The 23,705-nt window shown below is 66.3% G+C and carries 22 protein-coding genes; 14 read left to right on the forward strand and 8 right to left on the reverse strand.

The window, feature by feature from the left end; all coding sequences use genetic code 11:
* The first annotated feature begins 10 nt into the window (after positions 1-10).
* The 10 genes from sdhA to ACP16H_RS08945 all read left to right on the forward strand — a co-directional run bounded on the left by sdhA (position 11) and on the right by ACP16H_RS08945 (position 7,744).
* Positions 11-1,813 carry a succinate dehydrogenase flavoprotein subunit gene (gene sdhA / locus ACP16H_RS08900; protein ID WP_425071930.1) on the forward strand — a complete coding sequence of 601 codons (1,803 nt, stop codon included), beginning with the start codon at positions 11-13 and terminating at the stop codon, positions 1,811-1,813.
* Between the two features lie 187 nt (positions 1,814-2,000).
* Positions 2,001-2,303, forward strand: a complete 303-nt coding sequence (locus ACP16H_RS08905) for a hypothetical protein (RefSeq protein ID WP_425071931.1) — start codon at positions 2,001-2,003, stop codon at positions 2,301-2,303.
* Entirely contained in the window at positions 2,294-2,617 is a 324-nt protein-coding gene (locus ACP16H_RS08910; RefSeq protein ID WP_425071932.1) for a hypothetical protein, read from the forward strand. Before ACP16H_RS08905 ends, ACP16H_RS08910 begins: the two co-directional genes overlap by 10 nt.
* Positions 2,618-2,627: 10 nt before the next feature.
* A complete protein-coding gene (locus ACP16H_RS08915; RefSeq protein ID WP_425071933.1) occupies positions 2,628-3,407 on the forward strand; it encodes a succinate dehydrogenase iron-sulfur subunit in 780 nt (259 codons plus the stop codon).
* A 213-nt stretch (positions 3,408-3,620) separates the two neighbouring features.
* A complete protein-coding gene (locus ACP16H_RS08920; RefSeq protein WP_425071934.1) occupies positions 3,621-3,977 on the forward strand; it encodes a DUF6455 family protein in 357 nt (118 codons plus the stop codon).
* A 177-nt stretch (positions 3,978-4,154) separates the two neighbouring features.
* Entirely contained in the window at positions 4,155-4,298 is a 144-nt protein-coding gene (locus ACP16H_RS08925) for a hypothetical protein (protein ID WP_425071935.1), read from the forward strand.
* Between the two features lie 109 nt (positions 4,299-4,407).
* Positions 4,408-5,853 (forward strand): tyrosinase family protein, encoded by a 1,446-nt coding sequence (locus ACP16H_RS08930; protein WP_425071936.1) that lies wholly within the window; start codon positions 4,408-4,410, stop codon positions 5,851-5,853.
* Between the two features lie 120 nt (positions 5,854-5,973).
* Entirely contained in the window at positions 5,974-6,189 is a 216-nt protein-coding gene (locus ACP16H_RS08935; protein WP_425071937.1) for a hypothetical protein, read from the forward strand.
* Positions 6,186-6,893, forward strand: a complete 708-nt coding sequence (locus ACP16H_RS08940) for a DUF6065 family protein (RefSeq protein WP_425071938.1) — start codon at positions 6,186-6,188, stop codon at positions 6,891-6,893. The genes ACP16H_RS08935 and ACP16H_RS08940 overlap by 4 nt, the downstream gene beginning before the upstream one ends.
* The gene (locus ACP16H_RS08945; RefSeq protein ID WP_425071939.1) at positions 6,893-7,744 is read left to right on the forward strand and encodes an urea carboxylase-associated family protein; all 852 of its coding nucleotides are present in this window, start codon (positions 6,893-6,895) and stop codon (positions 7,742-7,744) included. Before ACP16H_RS08940 ends, ACP16H_RS08945 begins: the two co-directional genes overlap by 1 nt.
* Positions 7,745-7,784: 40 nt before the next feature.
* Here ACP16H_RS08945 and deoD read toward each other — a convergent pair whose 3' ends face one another.
* The 3 genes from deoD to ACP16H_RS08960 all read right to left on the reverse strand — a co-directional run bounded on the left by deoD (position 7,785) and on the right by ACP16H_RS08960 (position 11,087).
* Positions 7,785-8,489 (reverse strand): purine-nucleoside phosphorylase, encoded by a 705-nt coding sequence (deoD, locus tag ACP16H_RS08950; RefSeq protein ID WP_425071940.1) that lies wholly within the window; start codon positions 8,487-8,489, stop codon positions 7,785-7,787.
* Between the two features lie 10 nt (positions 8,490-8,499).
* On the reverse strand, positions 8,500-8,823 hold the full coding sequence (locus ACP16H_RS08955; RefSeq protein ID WP_425071941.1) for an H-NS family nucleoid-associated regulatory protein: 324 nt from the start codon (positions 8,821-8,823) through the stop codon (positions 8,500-8,502).
* A gap of 299 nt (positions 8,824-9,122) precedes the next feature.
* Positions 9,123-11,087 (reverse strand): methylmalonyl-CoA mutase family protein, encoded by a 1,965-nt coding sequence (locus ACP16H_RS08960; RefSeq protein ID WP_425071942.1) that lies wholly within the window; start codon positions 11,085-11,087, stop codon positions 9,123-9,125.
* A gap of 391 nt (positions 11,088-11,478) precedes the next feature.
* On the opposite strand from ACP16H_RS08960, the gene ccrA reads away from it, so the two are divergent.
* From ccrA to ACP16H_RS08980, 4 genes are all read left to right on the forward strand, one after another.
* Positions 11,479-12,765 (forward strand): crotonyl-CoA carboxylase/reductase, encoded by a 1,287-nt coding sequence (gene ccrA, locus ACP16H_RS08965; RefSeq protein ID WP_425071943.1) that lies wholly within the window; start codon positions 11,479-11,481, stop codon positions 12,763-12,765.
* 381 nt (positions 12,766-13,146) lie between these two features.
* Entirely contained in the window at positions 13,147-13,875 is a 729-nt protein-coding gene (locus tag ACP16H_RS08970; protein ID WP_425071944.1) for a helix-turn-helix transcriptional regulator, read from the forward strand.
* A gap of 185 nt (positions 13,876-14,060) precedes the next feature.
* Positions 14,061-14,699, forward strand: coding sequence for an acyl-homoserine-lactone synthase (locus ACP16H_RS08975; RefSeq protein ID WP_425071945.1), 639 nt, complete (start codon positions 14,061-14,063; stop codon positions 14,697-14,699).
* A gap of 178 nt (positions 14,700-14,877) precedes the next feature.
* A complete protein-coding gene (locus ACP16H_RS08980) occupies positions 14,878-16,416 on the forward strand; it encodes an ATP-dependent DNA helicase (protein WP_425071946.1) in 1,539 nt (512 codons plus the stop codon).
* A gap of 17 nt (positions 16,417-16,433) precedes the next feature.
* On the opposite strand, the gene ACP16H_RS08985 is transcribed toward ACP16H_RS08980, so the two are convergent.
* The 5 genes from ACP16H_RS08985 to ACP16H_RS09005 are packed head-to-tail and all read right to left on the reverse strand — an operon-like array spanning position 16,434 to position 23,680.
* On the reverse strand, positions 16,434-17,399 hold the full coding sequence (locus tag ACP16H_RS08985) for a hypothetical protein (RefSeq protein WP_425071947.1): 966 nt from the start codon (positions 17,397-17,399) through the stop codon (positions 16,434-16,436).
* The gene (locus tag ACP16H_RS08990) at positions 17,396-20,185 is read right to left on the reverse strand and encodes a hypothetical protein (protein WP_425071948.1); all 2,790 of its coding nucleotides are present in this window, start codon (positions 20,183-20,185) and stop codon (positions 17,396-17,398) included. Before ACP16H_RS08990 ends, ACP16H_RS08985 begins: the two co-directional genes overlap by 4 nt.
* Positions 20,186-20,193: 8 nt before the next feature.
* Positions 20,194-20,463 (reverse strand): SH3 domain-containing protein, encoded by a 270-nt coding sequence (locus ACP16H_RS08995; RefSeq protein ID WP_425071949.1) that lies wholly within the window; start codon positions 20,461-20,463, stop codon positions 20,194-20,196.
* Positions 20,460-21,215: a hypothetical protein gene (locus tag ACP16H_RS09000; RefSeq protein WP_425071950.1), complete on the reverse strand. Its 756-nt coding sequence runs from the start codon at positions 21,213-21,215 to the stop codon at positions 20,460-20,462. Before ACP16H_RS09000 ends, ACP16H_RS08995 begins: the two co-directional genes overlap by 4 nt.
* The gene (locus ACP16H_RS09005) at positions 21,212-23,680 is read right to left on the reverse strand and encodes a vWA domain-containing protein (RefSeq protein ID WP_425071951.1); all 2,469 of its coding nucleotides are present in this window, start codon (positions 23,678-23,680) and stop codon (positions 21,212-21,214) included. The genes ACP16H_RS09000 and ACP16H_RS09005 overlap by 4 nt, the downstream gene beginning before the upstream one ends.
* Between the last annotated feature and the right edge of the window lie 25 nt (positions 23,681-23,705).

Genomic DNA, 23,705 nt, shown 5'->3' on the forward strand with positions numbered 1-23,705 from the left:
GAGGCTGAACATGGCTGCATATCAATACGAGACGCATGATTACGACGTGGTGGTGGTCGGTGCCGGGGGCGCGGGCCTGCGGGCCACGCTCGGCATGGCCGAGCAGGGCCTGCGCACCGCCTGCGTGACCAAGGTCTTTCCGACACGGTCGCACACCGTCGCCGCGCAGGGTGGCATCGCCGCGTCGCTGTCCAACATGGGCCCCGACAACTGGCAGTGGCATATGTACGACACCGTGAAGGGGTCCGACTGGCTGGGCGATACCGACGCGATGGAGTACCTCGCGCGCGAGGCGCCCAAGGCGGTCTACGAGCTGGAGCACTACGGCGTGCCTTTCAGCCGGACCGAAGAGGGCAAGATCTACCAGCGTCCCTTTGGCGGCCACACCACCGAGTTCGGTGAAGGCCCGCCCGTGCAGCGCACCTGTGCTGCCGCCGACCGCACCGGCCACGCCATCCTGCACACGCTCTACGGCCAGTCGGTGAAGGAAAAGGCCGAGTTCTACATCGAATACTTCGCCATCGACCTTCTGATGGAGGACGGCGTCTGCAAGGGCGTCCTGTGCTGGAAGCTCGATGACGGCACCATGCATGTCTTCAACGCCAAGATGGTCGTGCTGGCCACCGGCGGCTACGGTCGCGCGTATTTCTCGGCCACCTCGGCCCATACCTGCACCGGCGACGGTGGCGGCATGGTCGCCCGCGCGGGCCTCGCGCTTCAGGACATGGAATTCGTCCAGTTCCACCCGACCGGCATCTACGGTTCGGGCTGCCTCATCACCGAGGGTGCGCGCGGCGAGGGTGGTTACCTGACCAACTCCGAAGGCGAGCGGTTCATGGAACGTTATGCGCCCCAGTACAAGGACCTCGCCCCGCGCGACTACGTCTCCCGCTCCATGACCATGGAAATCCGCGAGGGCCGTGGCGTCGGCAAGGACGGCGATCACATCCACCTGAACCTGTCGCACCTGCCCGCCGAGGCGCTGGCAGAGCGCCTGCCGGGCATCTCGGAATCGGCAAAGATCTTCGCCGGCGTCGACGTGACCAAGGAGCCGATCCCGGTTCTGCCCACCGTGCACTACAACATGGGCGGCATTCCGACCAACTACTGGGGCGAGGTTCTGAACCCGACCGCCGACAACCCGACTGCCGTCGTGCCGGGCCTGATGGCCGTGGGCGAAGCCGGTTGTGCCTCGGTGCATGGTGCGAACCGCCTTGGCTCCAACTCGCTGATCGACCTCGTGGTCTTCGGCCGGGCCGCCGCGATCCGCGCCGGTCAGGTGGTCGACCGCGCGTCGGCCATCCCGACCGCGCCGCAGGCCGAGATCGACAAGGCCTTCTCCCGCTTCGACGGGCTGCGCTACGCGCAGGGTGCGATCCCGACGGCCGAACTGCGCCTCGAGATGCAGAAGACCATGCAGGCCGACGCCGCCGTCTTCCGCGCCTCCGAATCGCTGGCCGAAGGCGTCGAGAAGATGACCGCCATCGCGGGCAAGATGGGCGACCTGCGCGTCACCGACACCTCGCTGATCTGGAACTCCGACCTCATGGAGACGCTGGAACTGACGAACCTCATGCCCAACGCGCTGGCAACCATCGTCGGTGCCGAGGCGCGCAAGGAATCGCGCGGCGCCCACGCGCACGAGGATTTCTCGGCCCGCGACGACGAGAACTGGCGCGTGCACACTGTGTCCCGCGTGGACGGCAACAAGGTCGATCTGTCCTATCGCCCGGTCATCACCGATCCGCTGACCACCGAAGACGAGGGCGGCATCAGCCTCAAGAAGATCGCGCCGAAGGCCCGTACCTTCTGATGGCGGCGAACCGGACCACCACGTCAACCCCGACGGCCTGCACCCGCGTGCGGGCCGCCAAGGGGATGTGGCCCGGTCCGGTCGTGGGCGACAGGACCACAGGGCAGCAGAGTCTTTCGGACTCGATGCATCCCTTCCGGGCCTGTAGCGTTAACCTTGGAATGTCTGCTCAGGAAAAGGTTCTGCCATGAAAACCACGATGACCCTTGCCGCCCTGATGGTCGCTGCCACGACCCTCCCGGCGCTCGCCAATGGCAACTCGGTCCTCGCCGCGCAGCGGTGCTATGCCGAGGCCAACACGATCGACTTCTCGGGCGCAAAGGTCGGCTATGCCGCCGCCTACAATGCCGCCGTCAACGATTGCCTTGCCCGTGGCTCGGCGCGTTACGCCGGTTACAACCCGCCCGCACATCGCGCCCGTGCGCCGATCACCGGCAACTGCCCGGCGCACGCACCCATCCTTTACCGGGGAACGCTCTATTGCCGTTGATCCGCCTCTCCACGGCCGTGATGGCCCTTGTTGCGTTGACCGCGTGCTCGGCGCAACAGACGGACCAGATTGCGCGCAATGCCGCGCGGTCCACCATCACGCCCATCGTGACGGAGCAGTTCCCGGGCGTGCCGGTCGAGCCGACGCTCGACTGCATCATCAACAACGCATCTGCCGCGCAGATCGCAGCCCTAGCCGCCGACAGCGTGCTTGGGGCCACCGAAAGCAGCGTGCAGATCGTGACCGACATCGTCTCGCAGCCCGAGACTATAACCTGCCTGGCGACCACCGGCCTGCCAGCCCTGCTTCGATAAGGAGAGAGAGATGGTCCAGTTTACCCTCCCCAAGAATTCCAAGATACGCACGGGCAAGACCTGGCCCAAGCCATCCGGCGCGTCCAATGTCCGCGCGTTCAAGATCTACCGCTGGAACCCCGATGACGGCGATACGCCGCGCGTCGACACCTATTACCTGAACATGGATGAATGCGGTCCGATGGTTCTGGACGCGCTCATCAAGATCAAGAACGAGATCGACCCGACCCTGACCTTCCGCCGCTCCTGCCGCGAGGGGATCTGTGGCTCCTGCGCGATGAACATCGACGGGATCAACACGCTGGCCTGCATCTACGGCCTCGACGAGATCTCCGGCGACGTGCGCATCTACCCGCTGCCGCACATGCCGGTGGTGAAGGACCTGATCCCCGACCTGACGCATTTCTACGCCCAGCACGCGTCGATCATGCCGTGGCTCGAGACCAAGACCAACCGCCCGGCCAAGGAATGGCGCCAGTCCATCGAGGATCGCAAGAAGCTGGATGGCCTGTATGAATGCGTGATGTGCGCGTCGTGCTCGACCTCTTGCCCGTCGTACTGGTGGAACGGCGACAAGTACCTCGGCCCGGCAGCACTGCTGCACGCCTACCGCTGGATCATCGACTCGCGCGACGAGGCGACCGGCGAGCGTCTCGACCAGCTCGAAGACCCGTTCAAGCTGTACCGCTGCCACACGATCATGAACTGCTCCAAGACCTGCCCGAAGGGTCTGAACCCGGCCAAGGCCATTGCAGAGATCAAGAAGATGATGCTGGAACGCGCGGTCTGATCTGACCCGCACGCACGGCAAAGGCCCCGGTGGAAACGCCGGGGCTTTTTCTTTGCCCGCACCGGGGCGTTTCATTTCGGTTCAACCAAAACCGCGCGGAATGAGACGTTTGCGACGATCGCCGCCAGCCTCAAAGGCGATTTGATGCCGATCAAGGAGTCCGGTCCCATGCGGGCGCACCACGGGCGAAACACACCACGCAGGAGCCCCGCCATGCGTTTTGCCCGTACCCCCTTTGACACCCTCCGCCACCGCAGCCAGCTGGCCCGCGAGATCGGGACCGTCGGCCCCGAAGACCTCGCAACCCTTGGCCTGACGCGCGCTGCCCTGCGCGACGTGGCCCTGATGCCTGCCGAACAGATTGCACGGATGCGCCGCATGGGGGCGCTGCATGGCGTCGACATGCACCACGACCTCGACCCGCGCGATCAGGCGGAGCTTTCCCTGCGCTGCGCCCATTGCGCCGACAACGGGCGCTGCCGCCGCGACCTCGCTGCGGGCGTGTCCGACACGGCACGCCTGGATTATTGCCCCAACGCATCCCTCTACGCCGCCATGGCCGAGGGCTGACCCGGTCACATATCCCGCGCATGCAACCGCAGGGGCACCCAGCGCGGGCGCCCCTTTTCCTTTGTCCTCTGCCTTGCCCTCCGTGCATGGCGCGATTGCGGTAACGGCGGGTGTGCGGGGCAGGGGGCAGGTCTATATCAGGTCGCAGGGAGGACGCGCTCGAAGAAAGGTCACCCGATGCAAGAGCAGTCGAAAAAAGTCCATGACATCAAGGCCGAAGCGGCCCTGCGTATCCTCGAACAGGCTTGGGCATACTTCACCCCGGAACCGCGTGTGGTCTCCACCATGCCCGTCTACGAAGACCTGCCGCTGGCAAGCTGAGCGACGCGGAAAACCCTTCCGCGACCATCACTTGCACAAAATACACCCATAAGTTGATAATAGCGGCGCTTTGATATATGCTTTCCTCATTATTTGAGGGAGACATATTATGGCACTTTCACGCAGACAGGCCCTGTCCCTCGGCGGGGCGGGCCTCATCACCGCAAGCGTCGTTCCTCTGGACGTCTGGATCCGGCAGGCGCGGGCAGAGTACACCATGACCCGCTACGACGCGGCCTCTCCCGAAGGCAAGGCGATGCTGAAGATCTACGCCGACGCCGTCGGCCAGATGAAGGCGAGGCCGCCGACCGACCCGCTCTCCTGGCAGTTCCAGTTCTTTACCCACTGGATGCCCGAGGACAAGGCCGCCGCCATCGAACGCATCTACGGCCCCGACACCACGCCCGAAAAGCTCGCAGCCGAGGCCATGTGGGACACCTGCCGTGGCCACATCACCTGGTCTGGCGAAGGCGATTGGTTCGTGCCGTGGCACCGCATGTACGTGCTCTACCTTGAACGCATCGTGCGTCAGGTCTCGGGCGACGACAGCTTTACCCTGCCGTACTGGAATTACACCGACCCGGCCAAGGCCGCGATCCCCGAGGAATTCCGCGACCCGGCGTCTCCGCTTTACGTTGAGGATCGCAACCCCGGGATCAACGTTGGCACGCGTGTCATGACGGAGCTGAACCTGGATTTCATGCGGAGCAGGAACTACCTCGACACCGCGATCGGCGGCTTCAACTCCATGCTGGACGCAAACCCGCACGGCCAAGTGCATGTGAACGTTGGAACCAGAACGAACATGGGCAACGTTCCGACCGCAGCCAAGGACCCGGTCTTCTGGATTCACCACGCGCAGGTGGATCGCTGCTGGGCCAGCTGGAACGCTGCCGGGGGCGCCAATCCCACCGACGCCAGCTGGACCGACAAGGAATTCCAGTTCTACGACCCGGTCTCGAACCAGCTGGTCAGCACGAAGACCGGCACCGTGTCCACCACCGAGGGTCTGGGCTACGTCTATCAGGACCTCATCCCCGCGCCGCAGCCCCTCACCGCCATGGTCGAAAACGACAAACTGATGGAAAGCCTCCCTCTCGTCCTCGCCGACGTGCCCCTGACCGCCGGCGCCCCCTCCGAGGGGCCGGTCAAACTCGGCACCGGCCCGGTCACCGCCCGCGTCGCGGCGCCGCAGATGCCCCTCACCGCCGGCAGCGGCGACGAAGCAAAGCGGACCTACCTCGTCATCAGCGACCTCGCGACCGAGGTGCAGCCGGGTGTCACCTACGACGTCTACCTCGGCGGTCAGCAGATCGCCGAAGCCCGCAACGAGGCGTGGCGCGTCGGTCAGATTCACTTCTTCAACGCGGCCCCGTCGCTGGAGGCAGAGGCCAAGGCAAACGCGATCTTCACCTTCGACGTGACGGATCAGATGGCCGTCCTCGCGGCCGAACAGGGCGGCAATCCTCTGCCGCAGGTCACCTTTGCCCCGGCGGACGCACCCGCCGCCGAGGCCGAGCCGCTGATCGGCAACATCCGCTTCGTGCTGGAATAACACCGGATCGCGCGGCCCGCTTCACTCCCCGGTCAGGGTCGCGCGCAGGGCGGGGATCTTCCCCGCCCTGTCCAATTCCGCCCCTTTGCCCCGTCGCGGAAAACGCGCTAGGGCAGGGGCATGCTCATCCCCGTCCTTCTGATCGTGGCCTTTGTCCTGCTGTTGATCTTCAACAAGCCGGAAACCCGTCTCTGCCGATGGCGAGAATACCGCGAACCCGGCAGCACCCGCTGGACATGCGTGCACTGCGGGGCCACGGTGACGCGCGAACCGGGGCAGCGCCCCGACCGCTGCCACCGCCCCGATCGCCCAGACGGCAAGGACCGCGCCCCATGACGACCGAGCTGACCTTTCTCTGCCCGCCCGAGCTGGCCGGTCACATCCCATACCCTACGCCCGCCGCGCATCATCTGCCGGACTGGTATCGCGCGCTGCCGGATCGGCTGAACCTCCAGCGCGACGACGGTCTCCCGCCGCCGGGGACTGTCCGCGCCTGCCTGCCCTTCGCCGATGCCTTCGCGCTTGGCTGGATGCTGCCCCTGCCTTTCGACCTCACTGTTGGCCGCGACGACGAGGGGCAGTTGCTGTTCCAATGGCCCGATACCGTGCCGTTTCATCCGGTCGAACTGATGCACCCGGATCAGGTGGGGGGCGAGACCGGCCCCTTTCCGGGCGAACTGCCGTTGCGCTTTGTGAACCCGTGGCGCGTCATGCTGCCGCCCGGATGGTCGGCGGCGGTGCTGCATCCGCTGAACCATTTCGAACTGCCGTTCACCTGTTTCGACGCCGTGGTGGATTGCGACGTATTGCAACGCCCCTTCAACGTCCCTTTTCGCTGGACCAGTCCCGCGCCGCAGGTCCTTCTGCCCGCCGGGACGCCCATCGCCCAGATCGTCCCGTTCGAACGCCGGCTCGCCCCGCCCGAGGCCGAAATCCGCGCCGAGACACCTCAGGAAACCGAGGCCCGTCGCGTCGCGCAAAACGGGCAGTCCGACTATGCCCGCAAATGGCACCGCCGACACCAGATAGAAGGCACCTGATGACCCAGCCGACCACACCCGCCGACGCCGAGGCCCGCCGCGCCATCCGCCCGGTGATCTGCTATCCCACCGACAGCCTGCCACCCGCCGATCTGCCGCTGTACCAAAGCGCCCTGTCCAACGCGCAGGTCACGGCCACGACCATGGCCCCGCCGCGCGATGCCTGCTGGTTCGAGGTCCCGGCGGGCAGTTTCTTCCGCATCACTTCGGTCGAGGCGCCGCAGGTCGGTGATCTCAACCTCTGGAACGCCCATGACCTGACCGAGCGTTTCTTCTCCGGCAAGACCCGCGCCCTGCACGGCACCCATGTCACCACCGGGGACCGCCTGTGGTCCAACCTGCCGTCCCTGCGGCCCATGGCCACCATCGTCGAGGATTCGCTGTCATGGTACGGCATCGACGCTTTCGGCGGCTCCGTCCATGACGTGATCGGCACGCGCTGCGATCCCTACACGCATCGCCTTCTGTCGGGCGGCGACTACCACCACTGTTGCCATTCGAACCTGACTCGCGCGCTGGCCGACGCCCGCGGCCTGTCGCTGGCCGAGGCGGAACCGCATGTGCACGACGTTCTGAACGTCTTCATGTGTACGGGATTTACCCGCGACACCGGTCAATATTTCATGAAGGCCTCGCCGGTGCGCCCGGGCGATGTCCTGACATTCTTCGCGGAAATTGATCTGCTTGGTGCGCTCAGCGCCTGTCCGGGCGGCGATTGCGGATCAGAGCACAGTTCCGACACCGCGATCTGCGCACCGCTGAAGGTCGAGGTCCTGACGCCCGCCTCCGGCACCCTGGGCAATTGGCAGTCTCCGGCGCGCAATGCCTATGACCGCAGCCACGGGAAATAGGGGCGCAAAATCACGGAAGGGGGGATATCCCCCCTCCCAATCAGGCGAAAGCCGCCTCCAGAGCGATTTCCACCATTTCACCGAAAGTCCGTTCCCGATCTTCCGAAGGCAGCGCCTCGTGGGTCAGCAAATGGTCCGACACCGTCAACACGGCCAAGGCCCGCACACCGTGCCGGGCTGCAAGGTTGTATAGCTCGGCCGCTTCCATTTCGACGCCCAGAATGCCGTGACGCACCATCTGCTCATTCAGATCCGGGCGCTCGTCGTAAAACACGTCCGAGGAATAAATCCCGCCGACATGCACGGCCGACCCCTTGGCACGCGCCGCCGAAACAGCCGCCTCCAACAGATCGTAATCCGCACAGGGCGCGAAATTCAAATCCCGGAATATACCTCGCGACGGCGTCGAGAGCGTCGAGGCGGTCATCGCGATGATGATATCGCGGATCTGCACCTTCTCCTGCATGGCCCCGCACGACCCGATACGGATCAGCGTTTTGGCACCGTAATCCCGGATCAGTTCGTTGGCATAGATCGACAGGCTCGGCATTCCCATGCCCGACCCCTGGATCGTGACGCGCTGGCCTTTCCAGGTGCCGGTATAGCCCAGCATCCCGCGCACGCGGTTCACGCAAACGGCGTCGTCCAGAAAGGTCTGCGCGGCCCATTCCGCGCGCAGCGGGTCGCCGGGCATAAGGACCACTTCCGCGATCTCGCCCGGCTGTGCACCGATATGAACGGTCATCCCGCCGCTCTCAAAGCGACATGTCGTCGAGGGATTTCCCGGCGTCCATCGCCTCGATCAGCCAATTCGGCTTGCGGCCACGGCCGGTCCAGGTCTGCGTCGGATCTGCGGGGTTGGCATATTTCGGCGCACCCTTGGAGGATTTTCCGCCGGACTGATAAACCTCGTCGAGCGAGAAGCCGTGCTCTTTGGCGGCCAATTCAACGGCGCGCTTCGCCTCTGCCAGCTTGCGGGCATCCACGGTCTTCAGCGCTTTTTGCGCGTCGACGATCAATTTCTGCAACTCTTCACGGGAAAGGGATTCAAGATCTACGGTCATTCCCAGGTCCTTCATTTTGAATGGTGCCGCCCAAGTGCAAAATTTTTGAGGCTTTTACAAGATAGTAAAAATCCCGGGTTAATGAAAGGTTAATGCGCGAGCCCGACAAAGAATTGATTTAGCTGTGATTTATGCGCTCAATTCCAAAACCAAATTCATTGCGACGCGGGCCTTATCAACAATTCTGACTCTAACGCGCGTCAGTTTTTTCCACTCAAACGAGAGGCCATGACCGCAGAACAATCCTTGACCTACACAAACGAAAAGGCCGGACCCTTGGGCCCGGCCTCTCCGTAATGTCGCGTCAAATGGGCTTATTCGGCCGCCACAGACTGAGGATCCACCAGGGTCACGATGTCCTTCATGATGGTGTTCAGTTCGAAATCCTTCGGCGTGTAGACGCGGGCCACGCCCATCGCTTTCAGCCGCGCCGCGTCCTCGTCGGGGATGATGCCGCCAACGATCACCGGCACATGACCCAGACCCGCCTCGCGCATGCGGTTCATCACGTCCTCGACCAGCGGGATATGCGAGCCGGACAGGATCGACAGGCCCACCACATGCGCGCCGTTCTGCGCCGCCGTGACGATCTGTTCGGGCGTCAGGCGGATGCCTTCGTAGTCGATCTCCATGCCGCAATCCCGCGCGCGGAAGGCGATCTGTTCGGCGCCGTTGGAATGGCCATCCAGACCCGGCTTGCCGACGAGAAAACGCATCCGCTTGCCCAGGCGGTCCGACACGGCGTCGACCATGGAACGCAGGTCGTCGAGGCCTTCGGTCTTGTTCGACACGGCGCGCGACACGCCGGTCGGGCCACGGAATTCGCCATGCACGGCGCGCATCTCGCCGGCCCATTCGCCGGTGGTGACACCCGCGCGGGCACACTCGATGGAGGCAGGCACCACGTTCTCGCCCGCCTGAGCCGCCGCGCGCAGCTTGGCCAGCGCGGCCTTCACCGCCTCGGCGTCACGCCCGGCTTTCCATTCTGCCAGACGTGCCTTCTGCGTCTCCTCGACCGCCGGATCGACCACCATGATGCCGCCGTCTTCGCCCATCAGCGGCGAAGGTTCGCCCTGCTGCCACTTGTTCACGCCGACGACGATGGTCTCTTCGCGTTCGATGCGGTTCAGGCGCTCGGCGTTGGAATCCACCAGACGCGACTTCATGTATTCGATGGACCCGATCGCGCCGCCCATCGACTCGATGTTCGCCAGTTCGGCCCGCGCGCCGTCCTTCAGCGCCTCGACCTTGGCATCCACCGCCGGGTTGCCATCGAACAGGTCGCCGAATTCCAGCAGGTCAGTCTCGTATGCCAGGATCTGCTGCATCCGCATTGACCACTGCTGGTCCCAGGGGCGGGGCAGGCCGAGTGCCTCGTTCCACGCGGGCAACTGCACCGCGCGCGCCCGGGCTTTTTTCGACAGGGTCACAGCCAGCATCTCGATCAGGATGCGGTAGACGTTGTTTTCCGGCTGCTGTTCGGTCAGGCCGAGCGAGTTCACCTGCACGCCGTAGCGGAAGCGGCGCATCTTCTCGTCCTCGACGCCGTAGCGCTCCAGCACGATCTCGTCCCAGAGGTCGACGAAGGCGCGCATCTTGCACATCTCGGTCACGAAGCGGATGCCCGCATTCACAAAGAACGAAATCCGCCCGCAGACGGTCGGGAAATCCTCTGCCGGGATACGCGGCTTGAGTTCGTCCAGAACCGCAATCGCCGTGGCCAGCGCAAAGGCCAGTTCCTGCTCGGGCGTCGCGCCGGCCTCTTGCAGGTGGTAGGAACACACGTTCATCGGGTTCCACTTCGGCACGTTCTTGTAGCAATACTCCGCCACGTCGCCGATCATCTTCAGGCTCGGTTTCGGCGGGCAGATATAGGTGCCGCGCGACAGGTATTCCTTGATGAGGTCGTTCTGCACGGTGCCGTTCAGCTTGGTGACGTCGGCACCCTGTTCCTCCGCCACGGCGATATACAGCGCCAGCAGCCAGGGGGCGGTGGCGTTGATCGTCATCGAGGTGTTCATCTGCTCCAGCGGGATGTCCTTGAACAGGGTCCGCATGTCGCCCAGGTGGCAGACCGGCACGCCGACCTTGCCCACTTCGCCGCGCGCGAGGATGTGGTCGCTGTCATAGCCCGTCTGGGTCGGCAGGTCGAAGGCCACGGACAGGCCCGTCTGCCCCTTGGCGAGGTTCGTGCGATACAGCTCGTTGGATTTTTCGGCGGTCGAATGCCCCGCGTAGGTGCGGATCAACCAGGGCCGGTCTTTCTTGGTCTCGGTCATCGGGGCCTCCTCAGGCATGAATCGTGAAAGGGCAATCTTGTTGCGTCCGTGACGGGATACGCGAAAGATTATGTCTCTGTCAATTCGCCGCGATGCGGCGCTGCTGTCGCAGCATGGCGGCACGGGTTCGGGTCATGCAAGTGGGCCAATTGTCCTGTGCGTCGCCAGCCGGGGGGAGTGCCTGACACATCGGCATCCAACAAGGGCAAAGGTTAAGCGATGCTGCGTTTGCGTGGAAATTTCTGCATCCGCTCGGTTATAAAATTTCAAAATGCTGGCAAATGGTGTTGCAAAGTTGCGTGACCGCCCGTATCTCATGGTCATCGCCGCGATTCTGCGACTGCGAAAAGCGGCAAAACCTTAACGACCTCAGACCCTACAGGAGGCCGACATGGCACTGGATCAGCAGACGGGCATCGCCCAGTACGACGCGCCGGAGAAAGATCTCTACGAGATTGGTGAAATGCCCCCGATGGGCTACGTGCCGAAGAAGATGTACGCTTGGGCGATCCGCCGTGACCGCCACGGCGAGCCGGAGCAGTCGTTCCAGCAGGAAGTCGTCGACACCTGGCAACTGGACAGCCACGAAGTGCTGGTTCTCGTGATGGCCGCCGGTGTGAACTACAACGGTGTCTGGGCGGGCCTGGGCAAGCCGATCTCGCCGTTCGACGTGCACGGTCAGGACTACCACATCGCCGGTTCCGACGCCTCGGGCATCGTCTGGCAGGTCGGTTCGGCGGTGAAGAACTGGAAAGTGGGCGACGAGGTCGTGATCCACTGCAACCAGGACGACGGCGACGACGAGGAATGCAACGGCGGCGACCCGATGTTCTCTCCGTCCCAGCGCATCTGGGGCTACGAGACCGGCGACGGCTCCTTCTCGCAGTTCACCAAGGTGCAGGCCCAGCAGTTGATGCCGCGCCCCAAGCACCTGACCTGGGAAGAGAGCGCCTGCTACACGCTGACGCTGGCGACCGCCTACCGGATGCTGTTCGGCCACCACCCGCACGAGCTGAAGCCCGGCCAGAACGTCCTGGTCTGGGGTGCGTCGGGCGGCCTCGGCTCCTACGCGATCCAGCTGGCGAACACCGCCGGTGCCAATGCGATCGGCGTGATCTCGGATGAATCCAAGCGCCAGTTCGTGCTGGATCAGGGTGCGAAGGGCGTCATCAACCGCAAGGACTTCGACTGCTGGGGCCAGCTGCCGACCGTGAACTCGCCGGAATACAACGCGTGGCTGAAAGAGGCGCGCAAGTTCGGCAAGGCGATCTGGGACATCACCGGCAAGGGCGTGAACGTCGACATGGTGTTCGAACACCCGGGCGAGGCGACCTTCCCGGTGTCGACCCTGATCGTGAAGAAAGGCGGCATCGTGGTGATCTGCGCCGGCACCTCCGGCTTCAACTGCACCTTCGACGTGCGTTACATGTGGATGCACCAGAAGCGCCTGCAGGGCTCGCACTTCGCCAACCTCAAGCAGGCGGCGTCCGCAAACCGCCTCATGTGTGAGCGTCGCCTCGATCCCTGCATGTCCGAGGTCTTCCCGTGGGATGAAATCCCGCAGGCCCACACCAAGATGCTGCGCAACGAGCACAAGCCGGGCAACATGGCCGTGCTGGTGCAGGCCCCCAAGACCGGCCTGCGCACGCTTGAGGATTGCCTCGACGCGCGGAAGTAAGTAACCGAGTCGTCTCCGCGGGGTGTCTGACCCTGCGGAGGTTGTGCCACAGGCCCGCGAATCGCCCACCGGTTCGCGGGCTTTTTCGTGTCCAAAGCCCGGTTTCCCGCATTTCAGTCACTTACAACTCCGCCCCTCGCTATTTCTGGGGAGGAAAATTCCGTGAATGTTAGCGCGCTTAGCCTCGTGCTAGAGTTACCTTAATCAATCGTTAACCACCTAAGGATGAGGCTGCTATGGGACATGATTGGATCTTGGACGTACTGACCGACCTGAAGACCTTTGCGCGTGCCAACGGGATGCCCTCCCTTGCAGCGCAGCTCGACGACGCGTCCTTCGTCGCGCAGGCGGAAATGACGTCCCTTGCCGAAGGAAACGGTATTGGGCTTTTTGCGAAACGCGCCGCGGCTGGACGGGCTGATCGAACGTTTGGAGTCCGCTGAGGGACTGGAGGATCTCCAGGTCCTGATCGAGGAACTGCGCGACGAATACGGTGTCGATCACATCGTCTATCACTGGGTGAACAGCGCCGGCGAACAATATGGCTGTGGCACCTACGACCTCGACTGGGTCAATCACTACATCGAAAAGGGATACCTGCGGATCGACCCGGTGATCCAGGGCTGTTACCAACGCTTCCACCCGGTCAACTGGAAGCGGCTGGACTGGTCCTCGAAATCCGCCCGCGCCTTCCTTGACGACGCGATCAAACACGGGATCGGCAACCAGGGCTACTCGATCCCCATCCGCGGCCCGAATGGCCAGTTCGCCCTGTTTTCGCTGTCGCATAACGGCACTGACGAAGAATGGGAGAAATTCACCTCCGAGAACCGGCGCGACCTGATCCTCGTGGCCCATTACTTCAACTCCAAGGCGCTGGAGTTCGAACCGGGCCGCACGCCGGACGCAGCGCAACCGCTGTCCCCGCGCGAGATCGAGGCGATGACCCTTCTGGCCATCGGCTACAACCGTGCTCAGGCCGCCGACACGCTCTCGATTTCCGAGCACACGCTCCGGGTCTACGTCGAAAGCGCCAGGCACAAACTGGGGGCCATGAACACGACCCACGCGGTCGCGCGGGCGCTTAGCCGAGGGGTCATCGTGGTATGATCCGGTCTGTCGCATCGGGTCCTCTGAACGGGCGCACCCACGGGCACGCGCACAAGGATTGCGGCTCGGCTGGTAAACCATTGGTTACCGGCCCGTTCGGATGTGGTGAAATCCCTTAACCACGTAAAATGCAGGGTCATTCCAGATCAACGCAGCCAGAACGGCTCCAGAAAGGAATGACCCACATGATCCGCTACATCTACGGCAACGACCTGCACAAGTTCCCGAAACTGGCCCGCACCATGTTCTTGGACCGTGCCGACCAGTTCAAGACCCGCCTCGGCTGGGACGTCACCGTGGACGAAAAGGGCTTCGAGCGCGACGAGTACGACGCCGAGAACCCGCTCTATGTCATCTGGGAAAACGCCGACGGCACCCACGGCGGCTCGATGCGCCTGCTGCCCACCGTGGGCCGCACCATGGTGAACGACCACTTCATCCACCTCACCGACGGCGTCCGCATCGAAAGCCCGCTGATCTGGGAATGCACCCGCTTCTGCCTGTCGCGCACCGCCACCCCCGGCGTCGCGGCGGCCCTGATGCTGGCGGGCGGCGAGGTCATGCAGGAATTCGGCGTGCAACATTACGTCGGTGTCTTCGACGCCCGCATGGTCCGCATCTACAAGCGCATCGGCTCCTCCCCCGACATCCTCGGCCAGGAAGGCGAAGGCCGCGCCCTGATCGCCGTCGGCCTGTGGGAATTCACTGCCGAGGCGCAGGCCAAGGTGTCCAAGACCGCAGGCATCACGCCCGAGCTGTCAAAGCGCTGGTTCGAACTCTCCTTTGGCGAGATCGTCGACGAGGCGGGCCTGATTGCCGCCTGATCGGGGCGAGGCAACCCATTGATCTGAAACAGTTGCGGATTGCGGGACCAAATTGCCGGCTGACAATTTGCCCCCGCAATCCGGAGAAATCCGCCCCACCGAAAAACCCGCAGCGCGCCGCTCTGGCGCGCGTTTTCATGTCTGGCAGCCCCCGCGTCCCAAGGGTAGGGTGCGCGCCATGTCCAGCACCGCGATCACCTATTCCGACGACCAGGCCGAAGCCCATGACCGCGTCTCCTCGATGCTGCGCGCGGCGGGGGTCGATCTCGAAAACGGCCTCTGCCTGCCTGCCAAGGAAAGCGACGCCAATGTCATGGCCCTGATGGGCAAGGCCGGGTCGGGCAAGACCCTGCTGCTGTCGGAACTGGTCAAGGCGCTGGAGGCCAACGGGGTCGAGATCGTCTCGGGAGATTACGAATCCAAACGCGCCCGCGATGCCCGCACCCTGGCGGTGCTCGCCCCCACCAACAAGGCCGCCTCGGTCCTGCGTATGCGCGGCGTGCCCGCCACCACGATCCACCGCATCATCTACACGCCGGTCTATGATCCCGAGTACGAAAAGATCGCCGACTGGCTCGACGGCACCGGCGACGCGCCCGAGATCGAAGGCTTCCCCGAAGAGGCGCTCGCCCGCGCGCAGGCCTCCTACGAGGTGCATAAATCCATCCCCGCCGCGCTGGCGGCCGCCGGTCTCAGGGGCAGCGATTTCATCACCGGGTGGAAGCGCCGCGACGAGCCGCTGGATATCGGGTTCGTCGACGAGGCGTCGATGCTGGATGAAAAGCAGTTCGGCGACCTGCAGGAGATCTTTCCCAACCTCGTCCTCTTTGGCGACCCGGCGCAGCTGGCCCCCGTGGGACAGTCCGGCGGCATGGTGTTCGACAAGCTCAAGGACAGCCAGAAGTTCGAGCTGCATCGCATCCACCGTCAGGAGGCCGACAACCCGATCCTCGACCTCGCCCATGCGCTCGCCGATCCCCAGATCGGTTTCGAGGATTTCGAACGGCTGGTCGAGGACAAGGCCCGTCAGGACGACCGCGTCGTCTATGCCCAGCGGGTCGAGGTCGACCTCATGGCGCGCTCTCCCGTGCTGGTCTGGCGCAATGCCACGCGCATCCGCCTGATCAACGCCTTCCGCCATGTCCACGGCGCGCCCATGACCGAGCTTCTGCCGGGCGAGCCGCTGATCTGCGATGGCCTTGAACTGCCTTTGAAACATCGCAAAAAGCGGCTCGACCTCGAGGCCCGCGGCCTCATCAAGGGCGCGCAGGTCATCTACCTCGGCCCGGGGCGCAAGCCGGGGTTCTCGAAGTTGCACGTGGTGGGCGCGCTGGAACCGCAGGTCTCGGCGGCGTCCATCGTGAAGATCGAGAAACCCGACGAGGAAGAGCCCTTCATCCCCTATGCCGCGCGCATGGGGGCGACCTTTCTGCATGGTGCGGCGGTGACCATCCACAAGGCGCAAGGGTCACAGTGGGAGGACGTGCAGGTCTTTGCCCCGGACCTCTTCACCGCCGCGCGCATGGGCCGGAACGAGGCGGGGCAACCGTTGTGGAAGCGGCTGGCCTATGTGGCGATTACCCGCGCCCAGTCGCGCCTGTACTGGGTGGTGCGCAATCGCCTGTCAAAGCCGACCGAGGGTCTGAGGATCGACGACCTCGGCGGCACGCCCGCGCCGCTGGCGCTGGAGATGCAGGACGACAATCCCTTCGTCTGACCGAACGAAGCCTCGCGTCAGGGCTGCACAAGGCTGCCCAGCGTGGCCCCCGGCGCCAGCCCCTCCACCGGCATATCGGCCATGGTCTCGGGGCAGGGGATCATGACGGTGCAGACCCCGGCGTCCTCGCGGCACAGGCGCGCGGGCTCCTGCGTGGTGTCGATCCGGACCAGCGCCTGCCGCCCCTCGGGGTCGGCGATGAACTGCCCGTTGCGCTTCGCGTGGTAGCGACAGGTCAGGCGACCCTCCTCGGGCGCGCAGCCCAGAACATCCTTGGCCCGCAGCACGCCCTGCACCACGAGAAAGGTGGTCATCCGCCCATCGGCCCCCAGCGCGTAGGGCGGCGAGCAGGCCGCGCCCAGCAGCCCCTCGGCGGTCTGTCGCTCTTTCTCCTCGACGCTGCCCTCCGGGGCGGCAAGGGTGTCGAGCGCCTTCAGCAGCAATGGGCTCTCCGGGACGAGGCCGAAGATCCCGGTGACCGGGAAGGCCCCCGGCGTGCCCGCGCCCGGCTGTCCCGCCGTGGCAATCACCGCGCCGCCCGCCGCGTCAAGCGCGGCCTCATCGACCACCGCGGCAGGGGCATCGTCCGCTAGGGTCAGTTCGGGCATCAGGGGGGTGAAGGCCGGGCAACGCTCCATCGGTTTCGGCAACCGCCCGTCCACATCCCAAAGCAGCACACCTTCCTCCGGCACGGGCAGCATCCGCGTGCGCGGCGCGGTGCCGTCGCGGCGGGGGACATGCAGGACCGCGCCGTCCATCTCGCCTTCGTAGCAGTCCAGCGCCTCGCCGCCGTCGCGGCAGAGGTAGCCGGGCTTGACGACGGTGCCGACGCCCAGCAGGCGACCGTCCGGGTACAGCCGGTAATGGCCCATGGGGCAAAGCGCGGCAGGTTGCAGCGGCGGCGCGTACAGGCCCGTGGCGGCCTGTGGGATTTCGGCATGCAGGGGCGTGGCAAGGATCAGCAGGGCAAGCAGTCGTTTCATTTCGGGTCCTCGGGGTAGGCGGTAAAGGAGGCCCTGTAGCGGGCGTGGAATTCCAGCGTGTCGCCAAGGTTGGTACGTCGCGTGGGCCAGCCCCGGTCGACGCGGGGGCGCGCGGTGCCGTCGACGCTGTAGGTGACGCTCAGGCCGCTCCCTCCGCGCGTGACGAACAGGTCGCCCGGGCCTCGATAATCGACCGGCAGGACCGAGCCACGCAGGGGAACGTCCGCGTCAAAGCTGCTTTCGAAACGTTGCGGCGCGGGGTCGAGGATGTCGAAATCCAGCGCATCGCCAAAGATGTTGAGACTGTCTTCGGTGAAGGCCGCCACGTCCTTGTCGACGAAGGTCTGCACCACCCCCTTGCGGGCCAGCGTCGGCGCGGTGACCACGCGGCATGCGCCCGTCGCCTCGTCCTGACGCGTCGTGAGCGTCAGGCGCATTTCGGGCTCGACCCCGGACCGCTCTCCCGGCCCGGTGACGGACCAGCGGCCCTCGCCCACGATGGCAAAGAACTCCGCACCGAACAGGCTGGTGGCGAGCGGCGAGAAGGGCTGGCTCTCGATCTTCACGCCGGGAAACAGCGCGCGCCCGCAGGCACAGTCGCGTTCGACCAGCGTGCGGATGGGCGTGCGGTCCCGTCCCGCGGTCGGTGTCGCGGTGACACTCAGCGGCGGACCGCTTTGCGTGATGCCGATGACACCGGGCGCGAGGAGGGTGCCGCCGGGCGACACGCTCCAGGCGTATCCGGCAGGATCCAGCAGACGCCCGCCCGGCATGACGCGCAGTTCGATCCGCGCCTTCGCGCCGACCCAGCCGCACTTCGGCAGGGCCTGCGCCTCGACTTTGCCGATGTGGATGACATGGCTGAAGACCGCCGGTTCGCTGTCACGCAGGGTCTTGCCCTCCAGTGTCGCGCGGACATGGATCGGCGCGTCGCTGTCCTTCGCCGTGGCGATGCGCACCCCGGCGGCGCGGCCGGGCTCCACGGGCAGTTCGGTGACCGAGGCGGGCGGGCCGCCGCTCACCTCCCAGCGCACCCGCGCGGGATGTTCCAGCACCTGCGCATCAAGGTGGATCTCGGCGCTTTCCCCGGCCATCACCGGCCCGTCGGCCCGCAATGGGTAGAGCCGCGCCGGATGGATGACCATGGGCAGGTCCAGCGTCGGGCGTTTCGACAGCCGGATCGGCACCTCTTCGCGCAGGCGCACATGCACCGTGGCGATGGCGGGGCGCACGGCCTGATAGGGCGTGTTGTTCGACGCGGCATAAAGCGGTTCCAGACCGAAGGGGCGCAGCAGCTCGTGCCGCATCAGTTTCCACTGCGGATCGGCAAGGCGACAGGTCGTCCGCACGATGCTGCGGTCCGTGCCGTCCAGCCCGACACCAACGCCCGTATCCCACGCCTTGTTGACGATCTCGTTGTCCAGCAGCGCCGTAAGCGGTTTCATCAGGCTGTCCAGCGCCGCCTCGTCAAAGAGCGTGTCAGCCACTTCGCGGCCCACGGGCGTGGCGTAGATCTGTTTCCAGTTCATCAGGTCGGGATTGGACTTTTGCAGTGCCTGCGCCGCGTCGAGCAGTTCGTCAGACGATTTCCCCAACAGCCGCCGTGTGGCCTTCGACGCTGCCGTGCCGCCGGGCAGGGCCTGCCCCTGAAGCTGCAGGCCGATGATGGCAAGGTCGAGCCGCGCCTTGGCGGTGCTCCAGCCCTTGCTTTCGAGGTGTAGGACGGGGTTGAGGACATGCACCACCGGGTCGGTGGTGTCCTCCGTCAGCTCTTCAACGGAAAGCGCGGCGTCGAGCCGCTTCACCTCTCCGGGCACCAGCCCCTGCACCATGTTGGACAGCAGGTTGGTCAGTCCGGCCGCCGCGCCCACGCCGTTCTCGATGCGCTGTCCCAGCTTGGGCGAGACCATCGCGCCGAACAGTCCTGCCGAGATCCCCGCAAGGGTCGTTCCGGCGGTGTAGTACTGCTGGACCTCGGCGTCATTGTGGGCATTGGCCCAGGCCAGCGCGTCGAGCGAGGCAAGGTAGCTTTCGGGACTGCCCGGACACAGCGCGTCATTGCCCGTCGGCGCGGGGTCGGGGGTTGGAAAGGCGCGGGTCGCAGGGACCGGCGCGGGGCCAGCGTCGATCACGGTGGGCTTGTCGGAGGGCGGTGGCAGGCGCGGGCGGTCGGGCTTTGGCCCGGCCTCGGCGGCCCAGATGTCCAACAGGGCGCGTTGCTCCGCCGGGGCCTCGGCATAGGTGGCCTCGAGATCGGCGATCTGGGCGGTCGCCCCGTTCGGGCCATCGCCCGTGGCGCCGGGGCGGTGCGCCTCAAGGGCCTGAACATCCTCGGTCAGGGCGGCGATCATGCCCGTCCACGCGCCCTTTGGCGGCACGGCGGCGGCGATGGTCATGGGGCGCGGCGCGCAGGTGACCGAGACCCCCGTCGCCGCGTCGGTCCAGCCGATGTGCAGGTATCCCTCGCCGCCGCCCGCGCCGTCCGGGTGCAGCGGGGCAAAGACCTCCAGCCCGGTTTCGCCTTGCATCGGCAGCACCGGGATCAGGCCTTTGCGGGTCTCGTAGACCATGCGCGGCGCGTCGCCCATGCCGGGCGGTGCGGTCAGCGGGACATGCGCCATCGGCTGCACCGAGGCTGGCACGGCAAAGCCGTCGCAGGCCGTCACGGCAGCGGCACGGGCGCGCAGGCGCGCGGCCCTGTCCGCATCCATGCCCTGCGCCAGCGCGGACAACGGCAACAGGCACAGCTGCACCGCGAGGCCCGCGCGCATCATTCGCCGTTTCATTCCCTGCTTCACTCGACTGGCCGCAGGTAGCGCAGGGCGACCCAGCCCAGCGTCCCCTGCCATGACACCAGTACCCAGTCGCGGGTGCGCCAGCGCACGCCTTCGACGTCGCAGGCCTGCGCCGGGATCGCGCCAAGCGGTCCGTGCTGCGTGCCGGGGCCCGCGCGCATGTTGAGGTCCGTGCGCACGCCCTCGACGCAGTAGCGGAAGGCGACGGGGAGATCCTCGGCCAGGGCTGGCAAAGGGACGAGCAGGAGGACGAGGAACAGGCGTGTCATGCGTCGGGCTCCAGGTAGCGACCGGGGACCCAGCCCTCGAGAAAGGCATCCCCAGCCATCGGCACGGTGACATGGCACCAGAGCGCATCCAGCAGGGCCAGCTTGCGCGCATGCGGCGCTTCCTCAAAGGCGATCTGGTCGATCTGCGGCGTACACTCGATCACCAGCAGGCCCGAGGCGTTTGCATTGGTGCTGCCGGTGCTGCGTGCCTCCCGGGAGGGCGCGGCCCGCAGGGTGAGGTTCTGCCCGGAGGGCACGCCGCGCAGGTGGTAATAGGATTTCGTGACGCCAAAGGCCGGGGCGTCGTGACTGTCCCGCTCATCGGGCTCGGGTTCGGGCGGTTCGACGCGCAGCGGGGCACTGGTGGCAAGGGCGACCTCGGTAAAGCCCACCTCGGTCAGCAGCGTGCCGGTGATCCGCCCCTCGGGCGTGCGGGCGAGCAACAGGCGACCGGCCATCTCGTCCTCGATCCGGCCCGACGTGGGCCGCAGGTCAATCTCGACTCCCATCTCGCCGCGCGGTTCGGCGGTCAGGGCCAGCGGCACGACGCGCCCGTCGCCGCCGGGCCAGCGGATCGTGCCGGTGCCTTGCCCCTCGCTGAGGCGGATTTCGCCCAGCGGCCCGCCGCCAGGCCCCGACACCACGCCGTCCAGCGACAGCATGGGCAGGGTCCAGGCGGGTTGAACGTCCCATGTGACCTGCGCCTGGGCGGCGCTGCCCAGCAGCAGAACGGGGATCAGCCAGCCTTTCATTGACCGGCTCCGAAGGCATCGCGCGCCGCGTCGGGCGGGCAGGCTTCGAGGCCGAAGCACTCGCCGTCGAGGCAAAGCGCTGGGCGCGCGGGCTGGCTGAAATCGACGCGGACCGGCCCCCCGACAGAGGTGCATTCGACGGCGGGCGCCTGCCAGTCACACGACAACGTCTCGCGCGTGGTCCACGCCGCGCTCTCGCTGGGGCGGAAGCGCAGCATTCCCGCGCCATCGCCGCGCAGGACCACGGCCTGACGGGTACAGCCGACAAAGCTCCATGCCCCCTCCGGGCGGCTGTCGGCGGACTGAGGTGCAGGTACAGGCGCAGGGACGGGCGCGGGCGCCGGAGACAGGCTCGGGGCGGGGGTCGGAGCAGATCCCGCGCTGCCGGTCGGGCAGGGGGCCAGCAACTCGCATTCCGAGCCAAGGCACAGCTGCGGCCCGCCCGCCGTGCTCGCCACGCTGACCTTCACGTCCGGCACGGCCACGGGCGCTCCGTTCTGACGTGCTGCCGTTGCCGTGCAGTCGATGCCGTCGCCGCCCGCCGCCGGGGCACAGGCGAAATCCATTTCCCCCTTGCCCGGGTACACGAGGCTCAGGCCCTCGGGCGCCAGACGTGCCAGACGCGCCGAGCACATCGCCGCATCCGCGATCATGCCATAGTCCCCCGGTGCGAAGGTCCGGAACAGACCGCTGGCAGGCGGGGCGGCAAAGCCATCGAGGCTGAAGCCCGGCGCGGTGCCGGTCGGAGAGGCCGGGGACACGGGGGCTGGGTCAGCTGTCGGGACCGGGATCGGTTGCGCGGCAGCGGGAGGCGCGGCCTTCAGCGCGCCGGGCTTGCCCTCCACCCACGCGAACGGGCTTTCGACCAGACAGGCCTTGTGCCCCACGCCCACCCGCGCAAGGCAGTCGCCCGGCTCAGGCGTGTCGAGCAGCGCCACGTCCTCCGCCGAGAGGGTCTGTCCCGCCGGTACGTCGAATTCCAGCGTCTCGCCGGGCGCGCCGACGGTCAGCAGGATCTCGCTGCGCGCCTTGCCGCCGCCTTCCGCGCCGACGTTCAGCTTCCACTGGCCGGGTGTCAGGTAAAGCGGCGCAGGGCCGCCCTTCGACGTCCTCGGCGCACCGCCGCGCCGGATCGCGTCGGCCTGTGCATCGGGGTAGGCGTAGGTCGTCTGCGGCTTGCCGCCCGCGTCGATCACCCGCACCCCCTCGGGCGTCAGTGCATAGGGCAGCACCCGTGAGACGCCGAAATCAAAGACAAACAGGCGGTTCTGCCCCGCGCCCACATGCACCAGCTTGTCGCGGGTGATCATGCGGGCAAAGGTGCCGCGCAGGATGTAATCGCCGGGGGCCACCGCCTCGTCGAACCCCATGGCGCCACGGGCGAGGGGCTTCTCGGCCATCCTGCCGTCCTGCAGGGCAAACAGCGCGTAATCCGCGCGGCCATCGCCGCTGAGGCTGGGCAGGTTGGTGCGGGGCGGGACGATCTCGTCCTCGGACAGGCGCGTTTCCACCACGAGACGGGCGTGCAGGGCCAGGTCCAGCGTCTGCTGCGCGGCGTCCGACGCGATCGTCAGCGGCAGGCCTTCCACGACGTAGCCCTCTCCCGCGCCATCCTGCGCCACGCGCCGGGCATCCAGGCTCCAGGCACCGGGGGCCAGTCGCATCTGCGCCGTGAAATCGCGGTCATAGGACAGGTCGGGGCGCAGCTCCTGCCCGTCGGGGCCGCGCAGGACCACCTCCGAGAAGCTGCGCGCGTTCAGCACAAAGCTCCCCTCGGCGTCGCGCAGGATCAGCGTGACATTGGCTTCCGGGACGGCGGGCGTCTCGGCGGGGGTGAAATCTGCCGCATCGGGCGCGATGGGCGTCAGCGCGCGTCCCAGCGCGTCGGACAGCTGCCCCGCATCCGAGGCGGGCAGGTAGACGCCGCCGGTGCGCGTGGCCAGGCAGGCGACCTGCTGGCCTTCTTCGGGGCTGAGGCCAAAGCCCACCACATGCGCGGTGAAATCCACGCCCGCCTGTTCCAGCGTCGTGGCAAGGCTGCAGGGATCGGCGTCGCAGCTTTCGATTCCATCGGTGATGAGCACCACCGTGGCGCGGTTTTCGGTATAGCGCAGCGCCTCGGCGGCGCGGCGCACCGCATCGGTCAGGGGCGTCTTGCCGCGCGGCGTCAGCCCTTGCGCGATGGCGGTGATGCCGGGGGCCGCGCGGGTGGCGTCATCGACCGGCACGCGCAGGGCGATGTCCGAGCAGTCGCCGCGCCGCTCGGCGCCATAGACCATCATCCCCAACCGCGTGCCGGGCGCGAGGTCCCGCACCACGGTCGACAGTGCGTCGCGGGCGATCTCGACCTTGGCGCGCCCGTCGATCTGGCCCCACATGGAATTCGAGGCATCGAAGACGATCATCATGTCCGTCTGCTGAGCCTGCTGGGCGCGGGACGGCACAGGCAGGGTGGCCAGCGCCATGGCCGACACGACGGCGAGCAGGGAT

The organism is Sagittula sp. S175, from assembly GCF_049800975.1.
Taxonomy (GTDB): Bacteria; Pseudomonadota; Alphaproteobacteria; order Rhodobacterales; family Rhodobacteraceae; genus Sagittula.